The organism is Pseudomonas sp. LBUM1645 (genome assembly GCF_059716185.1).
Window position 1 is genome coordinate 4,830,802 of sequence record NZ_CP166811.1, and the last position, 13,802, is coordinate 4,844,603.

At 60.3% G+C, this 13,802-nt stretch carries 10 protein-coding genes and 2 tRNA genes; 3 read left to right on the forward strand and 9 right to left on the reverse strand.

Annotation, left to right across the window (positions count from 1 at the left end):
• Nucleotides 1–27: 27 nt before the first annotated feature.
• The 3 genes from ACA079_RS21835 to ACA079_RS21845 all read left to right on the forward strand — a co-directional run bounded on the left by ACA079_RS21835 (nt 28) and on the right by ACA079_RS21845 (nt 6,211).
• Entirely contained in the window at nt 28–918 is an 891-nt protein-coding gene (locus ACA079_RS21835) for a LysR family transcriptional regulator (RefSeq protein ID WP_497700911.1), read from the forward strand.
• A 67-nt stretch (nt 919–985) separates the two neighbouring features.
• Nucleotides 986–4,264: an EAL domain-containing protein gene (locus ACA079_RS21840; RefSeq protein WP_497700912.1), complete on the forward strand. Its 3,279-nt coding sequence runs from the start codon at nt 986–988 to the stop codon at nt 4,262–4,264.
• 255 nt (nt 4,265–4,519) lie between these two features.
• A complete protein-coding gene (locus tag ACA079_RS21845) occupies nt 4,520–6,211 on the forward strand; it encodes an Hsp70 family protein (protein WP_497700913.1) in 1,692 nt (563 codons plus the stop codon).
• On the opposite strand, the gene ACA079_RS21850 is transcribed toward ACA079_RS21845, so the two are convergent.
• The 9 genes from ACA079_RS21850 to ACA079_RS21890 all read right to left on the reverse strand — a co-directional run bounded on the left by ACA079_RS21850 (nt 6,208) and on the right by ACA079_RS21890 (nt 13,785).
• Nucleotides 6,208–8,877 carry a molecular chaperone DnaJ gene (locus ACA079_RS21850; RefSeq protein WP_497700914.1) on the reverse strand — a complete coding sequence of 890 codons (2,670 nt, stop codon included), beginning with the start codon at nt 8,875–8,877 and terminating at the stop codon, nt 6,208–6,210. The genes ACA079_RS21845 and ACA079_RS21850 overlap by 4 nt on opposite strands.
• On the reverse strand, nt 8,874–9,569 hold the full coding sequence (locus ACA079_RS21855; RefSeq protein WP_497700915.1) for a DUF1266 domain-containing protein: 696 nt from the start codon (nt 9,567–9,569) through the stop codon (nt 8,874–8,876). Before ACA079_RS21855 ends, ACA079_RS21850 begins: the two co-directional genes overlap by 4 nt.
• A gap of 188 nt (nt 9,570–9,757) precedes the next feature.
• Nucleotides 9,758–10,204, reverse strand: coding sequence for an Hsp20 family protein (locus ACA079_RS21860; protein ID WP_497700916.1), 447 nt, complete (start codon nt 10,202–10,204; stop codon nt 9,758–9,760).
• Nucleotides 10,205–10,335: 131 nt separating this feature from the next.
• Nucleotides 10,336–11,295: a tRNA dihydrouridine synthase gene (locus ACA079_RS21865; RefSeq protein WP_046054225.1), complete on the reverse strand. Its 960-nt coding sequence runs from the start codon at nt 11,293–11,295 to the stop codon at nt 10,336–10,338.
• Between the two features lie 183 nt (nt 11,296–11,478).
• Nucleotides 11,479–11,916 carry an acyl-CoA thioesterase gene (locus ACA079_RS21870; RefSeq protein ID WP_046047743.1) on the reverse strand — a complete coding sequence of 146 codons (438 nt, stop codon included), beginning with the start codon at nt 11,914–11,916 and terminating at the stop codon, nt 11,479–11,481.
• A 48-nt stretch (nt 11,917–11,964) separates the two neighbouring features.
• On the reverse strand, nt 11,965–12,798 hold the full coding sequence (locus tag ACA079_RS21875) for an alpha/beta fold hydrolase (protein WP_497700917.1): 834 nt from the start codon (nt 12,796–12,798) through the stop codon (nt 11,965–11,967).
• 31 nt (nt 12,799–12,829) lie between these two features.
• Nucleotides 12,830–13,369, reverse strand: a complete 540-nt coding sequence (locus ACA079_RS21880) for a TetR/AcrR family transcriptional regulator (protein ID WP_008151286.1) — start codon at nt 13,367–13,369, stop codon at nt 12,830–12,832.
• Nucleotides 13,370–13,553: 184 nt separating this feature from the next.
• Nucleotides 13,554–13,629: transfer RNA gene (locus tag ACA079_RS21885), tRNA-Glu, on the reverse strand.
• Nucleotides 13,630–13,709: 80 nt separating this feature from the next.
• Nucleotides 13,710–13,785: transfer RNA gene (locus ACA079_RS21890), tRNA-Ala, on the reverse strand.
• Nucleotides 13,786–13,802: the final 17 nt, after the last annotated feature.

Below are 13,802 nucleotides of genomic sequence, written 5' to 3' on the forward strand. Positions count from 1 at the left end.
CTTTGGATAACCAACTGGAATACTACAATGGACCTCGCCAACCTCAATGCTTTTATCGCGATTGCCGAGACCGGTAGCTTCTCCGGCGCTGGCGAACGGCTGCACCTGACGCAACCGGCCATCAGCAAGCGTATTGCCGGACTGGAGCAGCAATTGAAGGTGCGCCTGTTTGATCGCCTGGGCCGTGAAGTCGGCCTGACCGAGGCCGGTCGAGCCTTGCTGCCGCGGGCCTATCAGATTCTGAATGTGCTGGATGACACCCGCCGCGCCCTGACCAACCTGACCGGCGAAGTGACCGGCCGCCTGACCCTGGCCACCAGCCACCACATCGGCCTGCACCGCTTGCCCCCTTTATTAAGGGAGTTCACCCGACGTTACCCACAAGTGGCGCTGGATATTCAGTTCCTCGATTCGGAAGTGGCCTACGAAGAAATCCTCCATGGCCGCGCTGAACTGGCGGTCATCACCCTGGCGCCGGAGCCCCACTCACTGGTCAAGGCCACGCCGGTGTGGGACGACCCGCTGGACTTCGTGGTCGCCCCGGAGCACTCGCTGATCAGCCACGGCCCGGTCAGCCTGGCGGACATTGCCCTGCACCCGGCGGTATTCCCCGGCGGCAACACCTTTACTCACCACATCGTCCGGCGCCTGTTCGAAGCTCAAGGCCTGACGCCGAACATCGCCATGAGCACGAATTATCTGGAAACCATCAAGATGATGGTCTCGATCGGCCTGGCCTGGAGCGTATTGCCCCGCACCATGCTGGATGATCAGGTTGCGCGAATACCTTTACCAGGCATACAACTCACTCGCCAGCTAGGCTATATCCTGCACACAGAAAGGACGCTGTCGAATGCGGCACGGGCCTTCATGGCCTTGCTGGATGCACAAATCGATCTGCCAGGGACTCTCGGCTAAGCTGTGCTACGTGTCTATAGAGCCTCGAGTCACTGAACCTGACACCCCACTCAGCCAAGGCTTGCCAATGCCGAAATCTGTTGACCGTATTCCGCCGATGCCGCGTATACAGGCGCTTGACCCAAAACGGTCCGAGCAGAGCTGGGAAAGCGCCCCACAATTGCTGGCCGCCCTCAACGGTGCACGTTTGGGCGCCTGGTATTGGGACATCGAACGTGGGCAGATCAGCTGGTCGCGGGGTACCCAGGCGCTGTTCGGCTTCGACCCCCGGCAACCGCTGCCGGCGGATCTGGAATACCTCGACTTGCTGCCGCCAGAGGATCGGGCGAAAACCATTCGCGCCTTCGACGCGGTGATCGCCGGCGCCCCGCTGGAACAGGCGATGCATCACCGCATCCGCTGGCCCGACGGCAGCCTGCACTGGCTGGAGATCAACGGCAGCCTGCTGCCGGACAAACACGGTCGACCACGCATGATTGGCGTCATCCGTGAAATCACCCACCAGCGCCAGCGCGAACAGGCGTTGAGCAGCTCGGAAAAACGCTTCGCCACGCTGTTCCACCTGTGTCCGAACATGGTCCTGCTGACTCGCCAGGAAGACGGCCTGATCAGCGAAGCCAACCAGTATTTCGAAAGCCTGTTTGGCTGGCCAGTGCAGAACGCTATTGGTCGCACCACCCTGGAACTGGGCCTCTGGGTGCATCCAGAGCAACGGGCGCAACTCGTCGCAGCCACCAAGGCCAAGGGCGAACTGATCAACATGGAGGTGCAATTTCGTGCCAGCAACGGCCAGATCCACGACGGCATCCTCAGCGCGCAAAAGGTCGAGCTCGAAGGCCAGCCTTATCTGCTGAGTACGTTCCTTGACACCACCGAACGCAAAGCCGCCGAACATGCCCTGAAAGACAGCCAGGAGCGCCTTGATCTGGCGCTGGATTCAGCGCAACTCGGCACGTGGGACTGGCACATTCCCAGTGGCATGCTGTACGGCTCGGCACGCGCCGCCCAGCTGCACGGGCTGGACCCCATACCTTTCCATGAATCCTTCGACGATTTTTTTGAAGGCGTGCCCGGTGAAGAGCGCGACTCCATGCGCGATGCCTATCGCAGCCTGCGAGAAGGCCCTGCCGGCAATTATCAACTGACCTACCGCGTGCAACTGCCGGACGGCAGCTCGCGCTACCTGGAAAGCCGCGCCCGACTCTATCGCGATGAAAACGGTGCCCCGCTGCGCATGGCCGGTACGCTGCTCGACATCACCGACCAGGTTGAGCGGGAGCAGTTGCTGGTGGCGTCCGAAGAGAAGTTCGCCACCCTGTTCCAGGTCAGCCCGGACCCGATTTGCGTGACCCGTCAGGACACCGGCCAATTCATCGAGATCAACTCCAGCTTCACCCAGACCTTCGGCTGGAGCGCCGCCGACGTGATTGGCCGCAGCGCCGACGAAATCGGTCTATGGGACGCTTCGGCGCAAAGCCTGCGACGCATCGAGCAGGTCATCCGCGAACAGGGTCTGAACAACGTGGCGATCCTCGTTCAGCACAAAGACGGGCAAGCCCTGACCTGTGTGATTTCCAGCCGCCAGATCAGCGTCGGCGAGCAGCCGTGCATCGTCACCACCCTGCGCGATATCACTCAGCAGCAACGCTCGGAAGCCGCGCTCAAGGCCAGCGAAGAGAAGTTCGCCAAGGCCTTCCACTCCAGCCCCGACGCCATCACCATCACCGAGCGCGACACCGGGCGTTATCTGGAGGTTAACGATGGCTTCTGCCGCCTGACCGGCTACCGCGCCGATGAAGTGGTGGGTCGCACGGTGTATCAGGTCGGCATCTGGGCCGAGGAAAAACAACGTTCGGCGCTGCTCGCCGAACTCCAGATCAAAGGCCGGGTGCATCACCAGGAAATGCTCGGGCGCAATAAACGCGGCGAGTTGCTGACTGTCGAAGTCTCGGTAGAACCGATCACCCTCAACGAAACCGCCTGCCTGCTGCTGACCGCGCGGGACGTCAGCCTGCTGAAAAACGCCGAAGCGCAGATCCGTCACCTGGCCTACCACGACCCGCTGACCAACCTGCCCAACCGCGCCCTGCTGATGGATCGCCTGAGTCAGCAGATTGCCCTGCTCAAGCGCCACAACCTGCGCGGCGCCCTGATGTTTCTCGATCTTGATCACTTCAAGCACATCAATGATTCGCTCGGTCATCCGGTGGGCGATACCGTGCTGAAAATCATCACCGCGCGCCTCGAAGCCAGCGTGCGCATGGAAGACACCGTCGCGCGTTTGGGCGGTGACGAATTCGTGGTGCTGCTCAGCGGGCTCGAAGGCTCGCGCAACGAGGTCAGCGAGCAAGTCCTGCAACTGGCGGACACCTTGCGTGAACTGCTGTCGGAGCCGATGTTCCTCGACGGACAACGCCTGCAAGTGACCCCGAGCATCGGCATCGCGCTGATTCCCGATCACGGTTCGACCCCGACCGACCTGCTCAAACGCGCCGACATCGCCCTCTACCGAGCCAAGGATTCGGGCCGCAATACCGCGCAGATGTACCACAACACCATGCAGAAGGCGGCGAGCGAACGCTTGCGCATGGAAACCGACCTGCGCCTGGCCCTTTCCCGGGGTGAATTCCGCGTGCACTACCAGCCTCAGGTGGACGCCCGGAACGACCGCATCGTCGGCGCCGAGGCGCTGGTGCGCTGGAACCATCCGGAACTTGGCGCGCAATCGCCCACCGAGTTCATCAAGGTGCTGGAGGACAGCGGACTGATTCTGGAAGTGGGTACCTGGATCGTCGACGAAGCCTGCAGCGCCTTCAAACAACTGATCGCCAAGGGCCTGGTCGATCCGCTGGACTTCAGCCTGTGCGTGAATATCAGCCCGCGGCAATTTCGCCAAAACGACTTCGTCGAACGCATTGAGCACAGCCTCCTCATCCACGGCCTGCCCTGCTCGCTGCTGAAGCTGGAAATCACCGAAGGCATCGTGATCCAGAACCTGGAAGACACCATCAATAAAATGCGTAGCCTGAAAAAACTCGGCGTGAGTTTCGCCATGGACGATTTCGGCACCGGTTATTCCTCGCTGACCTACCTCAAGCGTCTGCCGGTCGACACCCTGAAAATCGACCAATCGTTCATCCGCGACGCCACCACCGACCCCAACGACGCCGAGATCATCCGCGCCATCGTTGCCATGGCCCGCAGCCTGGATTTGAAAGTGATTGCCGAAGGGGTAGAGACGCCGGAGCAGCTGGAATTCTTGCAGGGGCTGGGCTGTCATTTTTATCAGGGGTATTTGCACAGCCCGCCGCTGCCAGTGGAGGATTTTCAGAAGTTGCTCAAATGAGCGCAGTGCCCACACAACTTTTGTAGCTGCCTTGTGGCGAGGGGATTTATCCCCGTTCGGCTGCGGAGTAGTCGTAAAACTGTATGTGCGGTCTCCCTGAAACACCGCATCGTCTGATTTCACGACTGCTTCGCAGCCGAACGCAGCCTCGCAGGCTCGGCAGCTGCTACACGGAGGCGTGGCGCCGGGCAATTGCCAGTTTTTCTCTCAACCTGTAGGGTCGCGTTTTTTTACACCGCCTCAAAGAGATCAATCATGCAGGATGCAACCCTCCCCCGCCCGGCCTTGCTGGGTATCGATCTTGGGACCACCAATAGCCTGATCGCCGTTTGGCAGGAAGGTCGGGCACAGTTGATTCCCAACGCCCTCGGCGAATTCCTCACCCCTTCCGTAGTCAGCCTCGATGAGGACGACAGCATTCTGGTTGGCAATGCGGCACGCGCCCGCCTGACGACCCATCCGGAACGCACGGTGGCCGCGTTCAAGCGTTTCATGGGCAGTGACAAGCAATTCGAACTGGGCGGTCGGCAATTCAGTCCTGAAGAGCTGTCGGCCCTGGTGATCGGCTCGCTCAAGCAGGATGCCGAAGCCTGGCTGGGCCACCCGGTGCACGAGGCGGTGATCTCGGTGCCGGCCTACTTCAGTGACGAGCAACGCAAGCGCACGCTGTTTGCCGCTGAACTGGCAGGCCTGGCAGTGTCGCGCTTGATCAATGAACCTACCGCCGCCGCCATGGCATATGGGCTGCACGAGCAAAAATTCGAGCGCACGCTGATTTTCGATCTGGGCGGTGGCACCTTTGATGTCACGGTACTGGAATACGCATTGCCGCTGATCGAGGTCCATGCCTCCACCGGCGACAACTTCCTCGGCGGCGAAGACTTTACCGCGGCGTTGATGCAGGCCTGCCTGAAAGACTGGCAACTCACTGCACAGATGATTGATGCCCAGGCCTTGGCCAGCCTCGGTGACGCCCTTGAGCAACTCAAATGCAAGCTCACAGAAGGCGCGCAGCAACTGAGCTGGAACGGTGCCGGCGAGTTGCGCGAATGGTCACTGGATGAAGCGGCGGCGCTGAAAATCTGGGAGCCTCTGTTGGCCCGGTTGCGCGCCCCCATCGAACAGGCCCTGCGCGATGCCCGACTGAAGCCCAAGGACCTCGACAGCCTGGTGCTGGTCGGTGGCGCCACGCGGATGCCCGCGGTGCAGCAAATGGTTGCCACACTCTTCGGGCGTCTGCCTTATCGCCACCTCGACCCGGACACGATTGTCGCGCTGGGGGCGGCCACCCAAGCCGCGTGCAAGGCCCGCGATGGCGCCATCGAGGAACTGATCCTGACCGACGTCTGCCCCTACACGCTGGGCATCTCGACGAGTCGCGGTGAAGACGTCAGCGGCGCTTTCTCTCCTATCATTGAGCGCAACACCGTGATCCCGACCTCCCGGGTGCAACGCTTTTACACGACGCATCCACAGCAAGCGTCTATCCGCATCGCGGTCTATCAGGGTGAACGGCCGTGGGTGCGGGACAATATTTTCATCGATGCCTTCGACGTACCCGTGACACCCGGCGACCAGACGCAAGCCCTGGATGTACGCTTCAGTTACGACATCAATGGTTTGCTCGAAGTCGATGTGACCATGCTGGCCAGCGGTGAACGTCACAGCCACAGCATCGACCGCAGTCCCACCGGGCTTGATCAGCAATCACGGCAAAACAGCCATGAACGGCTCACCGCCCTGAAAATTCACCCGCGCGATGCGCTGCCCAATCGCACCCTGCTGGCGCGACTGGAGCGTGCCTGGATGCAAAGCCTGGGCGATGAGCGTGAACAAATTGCCGGTTGGCTGGATGCTTTTACCTCCGTGCTCGGTGGCCAGCAATCGGTGGAGATTGCCAGCCATCGCTCACAACTCAATAAGGCGCTGGACCAACTCCGCCTTTAACCATTGAGCCGCCGCAGGGTGGCCTGCAAACCACCGGGCAATGTGTCCTCACCCGCGCCGTCCGGCGGTACGCCATAGCGGTTGGGCAGTTTGTCGCCGGGAAAACCGAACAACACCAGCGGCAGAAACGGCAACACCGGCGCCAGGCAGCAGCAAACCAGCAACGTGGGAATTCCGCGACCGAGGTCATGCAAGCGCCTTAATACGGCACTGAGTAGAAACGCAACGCCCAGCAACATTACGGCAGGGGTGCCGCTGAAAATCGCCGCCACAAGGGTTATCAGCATGCATCCCAGTACCTGTCCGATAAATGCCGTGCGCCCCAGTCGCGAGCCTAAACGCCAGAACGCAGCGGATGGCGCGGGGCGGCTGTCGCTTTTGGCCAGCAGCAGGCGTTCGCTCCAGGACAGCAATGCACTGAAGGCAAACCGCAGACCCAACCCGTGAGCCGGATCATCCTTGGCTCGCTGCATGCGCTGCAAAATCTTCCCGCGCGGCACGCCGGCACTGCCATAGCGCGCCAAGCTCTTGAGCGCATCGAGAGCGAGGTAAAACGCCTCGCTGTCGATCCCTTCGCTGTCTTCCAGCGACGAGCGTGGTGGCCGCTTCGGCTCTCCTTTGATCAGACCGTCGCGAAACCCGTCGAACCAGTCCTCGGGATTGGTGACGGCGGAAATTCTGCCAAGTAAATAGCCACGCTGCTCGGCATCGAGCAGCGGGTCCTGATACAGCACGCCACACAACAACATCCGGCCCAGCAGATCGTTGTCGAACGCGCGGATGTCGCTGCGCATGCACTCGAACAAACGGTCATTGGACAGCAACTGTGTGCTGTCGAGTGCTTCCTGGACGCCAAGCAGTTGCCGGGCAAGCAAGGCATGAACCGGATCCGCCGCTTGCAGCCAGCCGAGCAAACCGCTCAGGCTGCCCTGCTCGCGATTCAATCGGCGCAACAGCGGCTGTAAACGAGCCAGCGGATGGTCGCGCGGAACATCCATCGAATCCACGCAGGCCGCCGATTGCGCGCCCAGCCAACGCTGTGGTTGATCGAGGGTTGCCAACAGGTACAGCGCTTGGCGATGCCATTCCCACACATCAAGCTGAGTCGCTATCGCGGGCACCAGCAGGCCCTGCTCGGCCAATTGGGCTTGCAGGTACACGCCGCTTAGTACCGGGTCTTGCTTGCCCAGCGCGAACGCCTCATCCAGCCGTGCCATTGCTCGAGCGTCGTAGGAGCGCAAACGACGCATCCACAGCAGGCTGAGCTCACGCGGCTCGCCCTTCTGCAGTTCCGGTGCGAGCACCGGGTGCGCGGATTGGCTGTCGAGAAACGCGTTCAGCGCCAACGGGATCGGCGCTTGAGTCAGCCAGCAGATTTGCTGTTCGGCCTGATACTTGAACCCTTGCAACACCAACGCGTCGAGCACGTCGAGGCTTTCAGGCGCGTCCAGCACCCGTTGCAGCAAGGGCACGTCGCCACGGTGCAACGCCCACGCATGCTGGTACAGCGTCTGCAGCTGCGGGTCATCGCTCTCTTCAAGCAGCCACGCCAGCAAAGGCAGTTCGTCGCCACTGATGCGCCATCCGACGAAGGCCGCCGCAATGCCGGCCAGGTCAAGTTGCCGGGCGTGGAACCAGCGCGCCAGCGTCTCCGGACGTTGAGACGGGCTGCCGTATTCCTGGGTGACATCGCTGAGGTCATGGGACCAGTCGCGGAAATTTTCCAGTCGATCAAAGGCCTGTATCAGCAACGGCAAACGCAACGGCTGATGGCGAGCACAGAGCTCCAGCAACCAGGTCGCGGCTTTCGGATGCTGATGCTCGTTCCAGAGCCGCACCCAGGCTTGCAAGGCCAGCTCCTCAAGCCCTAGCGCGCTGCGCTGGCGAGCCACCAAATAAAGCCAGTCGACATCCTGCGGCGCCAGCCGATGCTGTTCGCTCACGATGTCGAGAAAACCCTTGTTGCCAATTCCGGCCTGACTGAACTGCACGGCCAAACGTTGTAGCAGGCTGTCGTCAGCGGGCAGCGGTAGACAGGTGTGAAGGCTTGCGAAATGTTTGTAATCGGCCAGCGGTTCGTTGTGGTGCAGGTAGTTGAGGGTGCGCACGTACCAGAGGGTTTCCAGTTGCGCGGACGCCGACCAATGGGCCATCAGCGATGTGTCGAACGGATCCGGTGCATCGATTCGCTGGAGAAACTCATCGACCTGCTGTGCGTTCTCAAACGCCAAGTCCAACATCCGGCTTGCCCAACCCATACGTTGCGCCATCAAACGCGCGCAGGCGTGAGAAATCGGCCCGGCGTCGATCAACTGCCTCAGCAAAGCCCAACACACTTCATCCAGCGTCTCCAGCGACAGCTGATCAAGGTCGAGATTGAACGCTTGCCAGGCCTGCGGATTGAAGCGTCGCGTCGAGTCGAGCAGCAACGCTTCGAAGCTTGCTAACACTTGCTCGGCAGCACTTTGTCCGGCAACGACCAGTGCTTCGGTATCGAGGTCTTCCTCGCGAGCAAAGCGCAAAGCCACTTCATAGGCCTCACGCAGGGCTTGAAAGCCTTCCGGATCGGTCTCGGGGTGATGCTGCGGCAAGCGCGCGCGATAGGCACCGCGAATGGCGTCGTTGTCTTTGGTAGGCTCAATGCCCAAGCGAATCCAGCAACTCATGACCAGTCGAACTCCCCTAAAGTATCCGGGCGTTCCGGCAGGTGCAGTGGCATGTCCCAAGGCAGTTGCGCGAAAAGCGCCCGGGCATCGCGGTCGATTTTTTCAGGGATGACGGTGTTGCCCGGGTAGTCGCCCTGGCGGTCGTATTCGTGGGCCAGTTGCTCGTCGGCATTCCCCAGGCAACTCCAGAAGGCCTTGCCGACCATAAAAGCGTTCAGGTAGGTGGTCCAGCTGTCGTAGTAATACCGTGCGCGCGCCGCCATCCGACCATGCAGCCAAAGGCTTTCGGTCAAATCGATCCAGCCATGGAGCACCGCACTACGTAGCAGAAAGCCCATGCGTCCGATGTCCCAAGCGCGTATGCCACCCGGCCCACACTCTCCGAACGTGCGGCTGGCCAGTTCATAAAAGGCCCGCTGACGGGTATCGAGTGTGTCGATCAACGCTTGCCACTCGGATGGCAGACACCGTTCCCACTGGCGATAGGCTTCGTTCAGCCGTGTGGCGTGACCGGTATCAGCCGTGCGCAGCATTTCGAGCAGCTCTGGCCGCGTAGTGATGCCCCACCCGCCTTCGACATCAACGTGCTTGAGGTCAAAGCAATACGTGGCGGCGGTGTAATCGGCATCGGGGTTAAGGGCAACCAAAGGCGCAGAAAGCGCGTACAGCCAACGCTGTTGTATCTCGTCCATGAAAAAAAGCTCCGGGCCGACCAGGCAGAATGGGAGTCGGCAAACTGGCGTGGATTGTAGAGAAACCGTCGCAAGGCGGCAAAGCTCGCATGCCTGTTTTTTTCGCCGCAACAAAAAGGCCCCGACGAGTCGGGGCCTTCATTCAGCGGATTACAGCCTGCTCAGACGAATGTGTGTCTTCGAATGACTCAGTGCTGCAGCGCTGGCTTTTGCGTCCCGTTGATCGGGATGCGTTTGGCTTTCGCCTCTTCCGGAATCACCCGCAACAGGTCAATGCTCAACAAACCGTTGCTCAGGCCGGCGGCCTTGATTTCGATATGGTCCGCCAGACGGAAGGACAGTTTGAAGGCACGCTGTGCGATGCCTTGGTACAGATAAGTGACGGCTTCGTTCGCGTCACGCTTGCCGCCACTGATGGTCAGCACACCTTTTTCCACTTGCAGCTCCAGGTCTTCTTCCTGGAAGCCGGCGGCCGCTACGACGATGCGGTATTGGTCGTCGCCGTGTTTTTCGACGTTGTAAGGTGGGTAGGTGCTGCCTGGCTCGTTGCGCAGGGCGGTTTCGAACAGGTCATTAAAACGGTCGAAACCTACCGAGGAACGGAACAGTGGTGCCATGGAAAATGCAGTACTCATGATTCAAATCTCCTGAAACATATCAGCAAGTTTTTTTGTCTCCGCGACCCGAATTCGGCATCGCGTAATCCTTAAATAAGGACCGCTGATTGCTTTTCAAGAGATTATTTACTGTTTTTTTTCAGTTGGATTCAGGCTGCTTCGGACACCTGAAGACCCAGTAAACGCGAGACCTGATCCAGTTCGGTCTCGCGACGCAGCACGGTGAACAGCTCGACCGCTTCAGGGTAATTGCGGGTCAGCATCGCCAGCCACTGCTTCAAGCGACCCGGCGATTGGCGTGGCGTCATTTGCGCCTTGGCTTGCAGCCAGAAATCCTGAATCAATGGCAGCAGCTCGGCCCAGGTCATCTCGACGACGTCCTCACCGGCCCGCGCCATTGCGATTTGCCGTGCCAGGTCCGGGCGCGAAACCAGCCCGCGGCCGAGCATGATGTCCTCGACGCCGCTGATTTCGCGGCAACGACGCCAGTCTTCGACGCTCCAGATATCGCCATTGGCGAACACTGGAACCTTGACCACATCCTGCACCCGGGGGATCCATTCCCAATGGGCTGGCGGCTTGTAGCCGTCAGTTTTGGTCCGCGCATGAACCACGATGTGCGCAGCGCCACCTTCGGCCAGGGCCGTAGCACACACCAGCGCACCGTCCGGACTGTCGAAACCGAGGCGCATCTTGGCGGTCACTGGAATGTGCGCCGGAACGGCGCGACGGACATGTTCGACGATCTGGTTCAGCAGCTCAGGCTCTTTGAGCAGCACCGCACCGCCACGGGACTTGTTCACAGTCTTGGCCGGGCAGCCGAAGTTCAGGTCGATGACCTCGGAACCCAGTTCGCAGGCCAGCGCGGCGTTTTCCGCCAGGCACACCGGATCGGAACCGAGCAGTTGCACCCGCAGCGGCACGCCGGACGCGGTGCGGGCGCCGGTCAACAGCTCCGGGCCGAACTTGTGGTAATAGGCAGGCGTGAGCAGCTGATCGTTGATCCGAATGAACTCGGTCACGCACCAATCGATACCGCCCACACGGGTCAGCACGTCCCGCAGGATGTTGTCGACCAACCCCTCCATGGGCGCCAAAGCAATTTGCATGAAAAACACACTCAACGAAAAACGTGCGGCAGTTTACAGGTTTTGCTCATGTAGGTGCTGTGTAGGAGCTGTCGAGTGAAACGAGGCTGCGATCCTTTGATCTTGTTTTTTAAAAATCAAAGTCAAAAGATCGCAGCCTCGTTTCACTCGACAGCTCCTACACAGCTCCTACAAAGGAAGGTGTCAGGCCGGGAGTTGCAGTGCAGGGCCGTAACCCTCGATGAATTCCGCTGGCATGCGCTTGGGCTTACCGGTCGACAGTTCGATGCAGACAAAGGTGGTTTGCGCTCGCAGCAACGTGGTGTTGTCGCTGGGGCGTTTCAACTGGAAGTGTCGGGTCATTTTCAGGCGTTGGTCCCAATCGACGATCCACGTCGCCAATTGCAACTCATCGCCTTCATAGGCGGCGGCCAGGTAATCGATCTCGTGCCGCACCACCGCCATCGCCCGATCCAGCCGACGATATTCGACCAGGTCCAGGCCAAGGCGCTGGGAATGGCGCCAGGCACAGCGTTCGAGCCAGGTCACGTACACCGCGTTGTTCGCGTGACCCAGCCCATCGATGTCCTCTGCGCCCACTTCCAGATCAATGATAAATGGCGTTGCCCGATCCCAGCCCATGCCCCACTCCCGGTCAGAAAATTTTCACCGGGGCAGTGTAACGGATGCTCAGGCCGATTGGCGCGATTGCAGACTGCGACCGGCCAGCAGCGAGAGAACGCCTTCGATCACCCGAGGGTCAGCCAGTACCCGTTGATGACCACCCTCTTTCAGGCGCAGTAAACGACTGTCGAACCAGGCTTCGTTGATCAGCTGCGATTCCTTGACCGGAACGTAGCAGTCGTCTTCGGCATGAACGATCAGGCCGGGCATGTCGAGTTGATAGTGCGCGACATCCAGTGCCGCAGCGCGCATGCCGACGTCTTTCTCGACCTGACGAATGAACGCCGAGCGGGCTTTCGGTGGCAGCCGCACGTAACGGGCGAAACCGCGCAACACGCCAAGGATCCGAGCCGGGGCGGCGATCGTGACCAGGGTTTCGGTGCGCAAGCCCAGTTGAACGGCGAGCATGGCACTGGCGCCACCCATGGAGTGACCGATGACCGCTTGCAGCGGCGGCAACTCGGCAGCAGCTTCAAGCATGGCTCGGGCAAACAGCACGACGTTCGCTTCGTTGCCCGGAGAGCGACCGTGAGCCGGGCCGTCCAGAGCAACCACGGTGTAACCGGCATCGACCAACGCGGTGATGAGGCTGGCAAACTGCGTCGGCCGGCCTTCCCAACCGTGCATCAGCAACACCGCAGGGCCTTGCCCCCAACGCAGTGCCGAGAGACCGAAGCGCAGGGTGATTCGCTCGGACTTCGCCAGCAGCGGCAATTCCCAATCACGCGGCGGCAGTTCCCGCGGCGTCATGAAAGCCAGTCGCATTTTGCTCGCAACCAGTTTCGGTGCGAACCAGCCCAAGGTGCCATTAACGCCACGAACCCACTTTAACGTGCTCATCGCTCTCACTCCTCAGGCTAACGCCTTTAGGTCACAGCACCGCAGACTTGGCGGCGCGCAGCAATCGATCGGACAATTCTCCTGGCCCCAACGCGCGAGCCAAAGCCAAACCACCGACCATCAAGGCCATGTCGGCCAAGGCTTTGTCGGTGTCTTCCGGGCTGGCCGCCAACTGCGCGACCATCATTTCAACATGCTCATTCAACGCCACGCGAAACGCGTCCGGCAGGCGCCCCAATTCACCGACAGAAGCCGGAATCGGGCACGCTGAATCAGAGGAATCACGGTGTTTGCGTGACAGATAAAACGCAGCAACCAACGCGCGACGCTCTTCGCCGGTCAATTCGGCGTCCATGTCGGCGATCAAGCCACGGCGGTGACCGAGCAGCTGCTTGAACGCTTCCAGCATCATCGCGTCCTTGCTTTCGAAGTGCGCATAGAAGCCGCCGACGGTCAGGCCGGCCGCGCCCATCACTTCGCCCACGCTCGGTTCGGCCGGGCCGCGCTGAATCAGCGCTGCGCTGGCAGCCTTGAGGATGCGTTCGCGGGTTTGAGCTTTTTTATCGTTCATCGTTGCCTCCGAATATTACGACTAGAATATTATTCTCATAATAATTTTACGCAAGTCGTGGATGTGACCGCTGGTCTGAAGAACAGTTTGAAAGAAATAGAGGGATTTGGCCAAACGCCAGACAAACAAAAGGGCCATTCAATAATTGAATGACCCTTATAAAATCCCGCAGAGCGGGTAATCGTGGCGTCCCCTAGGGGACTCGAACCCCTGTTACCGCCGTGAAAGGGCGGTGTCCTAGGCCACTAGACGAAGGGGACGCAAAACCTTCTATACAACTGATCAGTGCTGAGAGCTGATCGATTCAAGGCCGGTGTGGCCAGACCTTGAACTGTAAAATTGGTGGAGCTAAGCGGGATCGAACCGCTGACCTCCTGCATGCCATGCAGGCGCTCTCCCAGCTGAGCTATAGCCCCGGATTTTTCGCCTCGCG

Bases quoted from the DNA above. Each gene is read 5' to 3' on its own strand.
- ACA079_RS21875 (WP_497700917.1), bottom strand. From the start codon at position 12,798: ATGAGCACGTTAAAGTGGGTTCGTGGCGTTAATGGCACCTTGGGCTGG.
- ACA079_RS21850 (WP_497700914.1), bottom strand. From the start codon at position 8,877: ATGAGTTGCTGGATTCGCTTGGGCATTGAGCCTACCAAAGACAACGAC.
- ACA079_RS21845 (WP_497700913.1), top strand. From the start codon at position 4,520: ATGCAGGATGCAACCCTCCCCCGCCCGGCCTTGCTGGGTATCGATCTT.
- ACA079_RS21855 (WP_497700915.1), bottom strand. From the start codon at position 9,569: ATGGACGAGATACAACAGCGTTGGCTGTACGCGCTTTCTGCGCCTTTG.
- ACA079_RS21860 (WP_497700916.1), bottom strand. From the start codon at position 10,204: ATGAGTACTGCATTTTCCATGGCACCACTGTTCCGTTCCTCGGTAGGT.
- ACA079_RS21870 (WP_046047743.1), bottom strand. From the start codon at position 11,916: ATGGGCTGGGATCGGGCAACGCCATTTATCATTGATCTGGAAGTGGGC.
- ACA079_RS21835 (WP_497700911.1), top strand. From the start codon at position 28: ATGGACCTCGCCAACCTCAATGCTTTTATCGCGATTGCCGAGACCGGT.
- ACA079_RS21840 (WP_497700912.1), top strand. From the start codon at position 986: ATGCCGAAATCTGTTGACCGTATTCCGCCGATGCCGCGTATACAGGCG.
- ACA079_RS21865 (WP_046054225.1), bottom strand. From the start codon at position 11,295: ATGCAAATTGCTTTGGCGCCCATGGAGGGGTTGGTCGACAACATCCTG.
- ACA079_RS21880 (WP_008151286.1), bottom strand. From the start codon at position 13,369: ATGAACGATAAAAAAGCTCAAACCCGCGAACGCATCCTCAAGGCTGCC.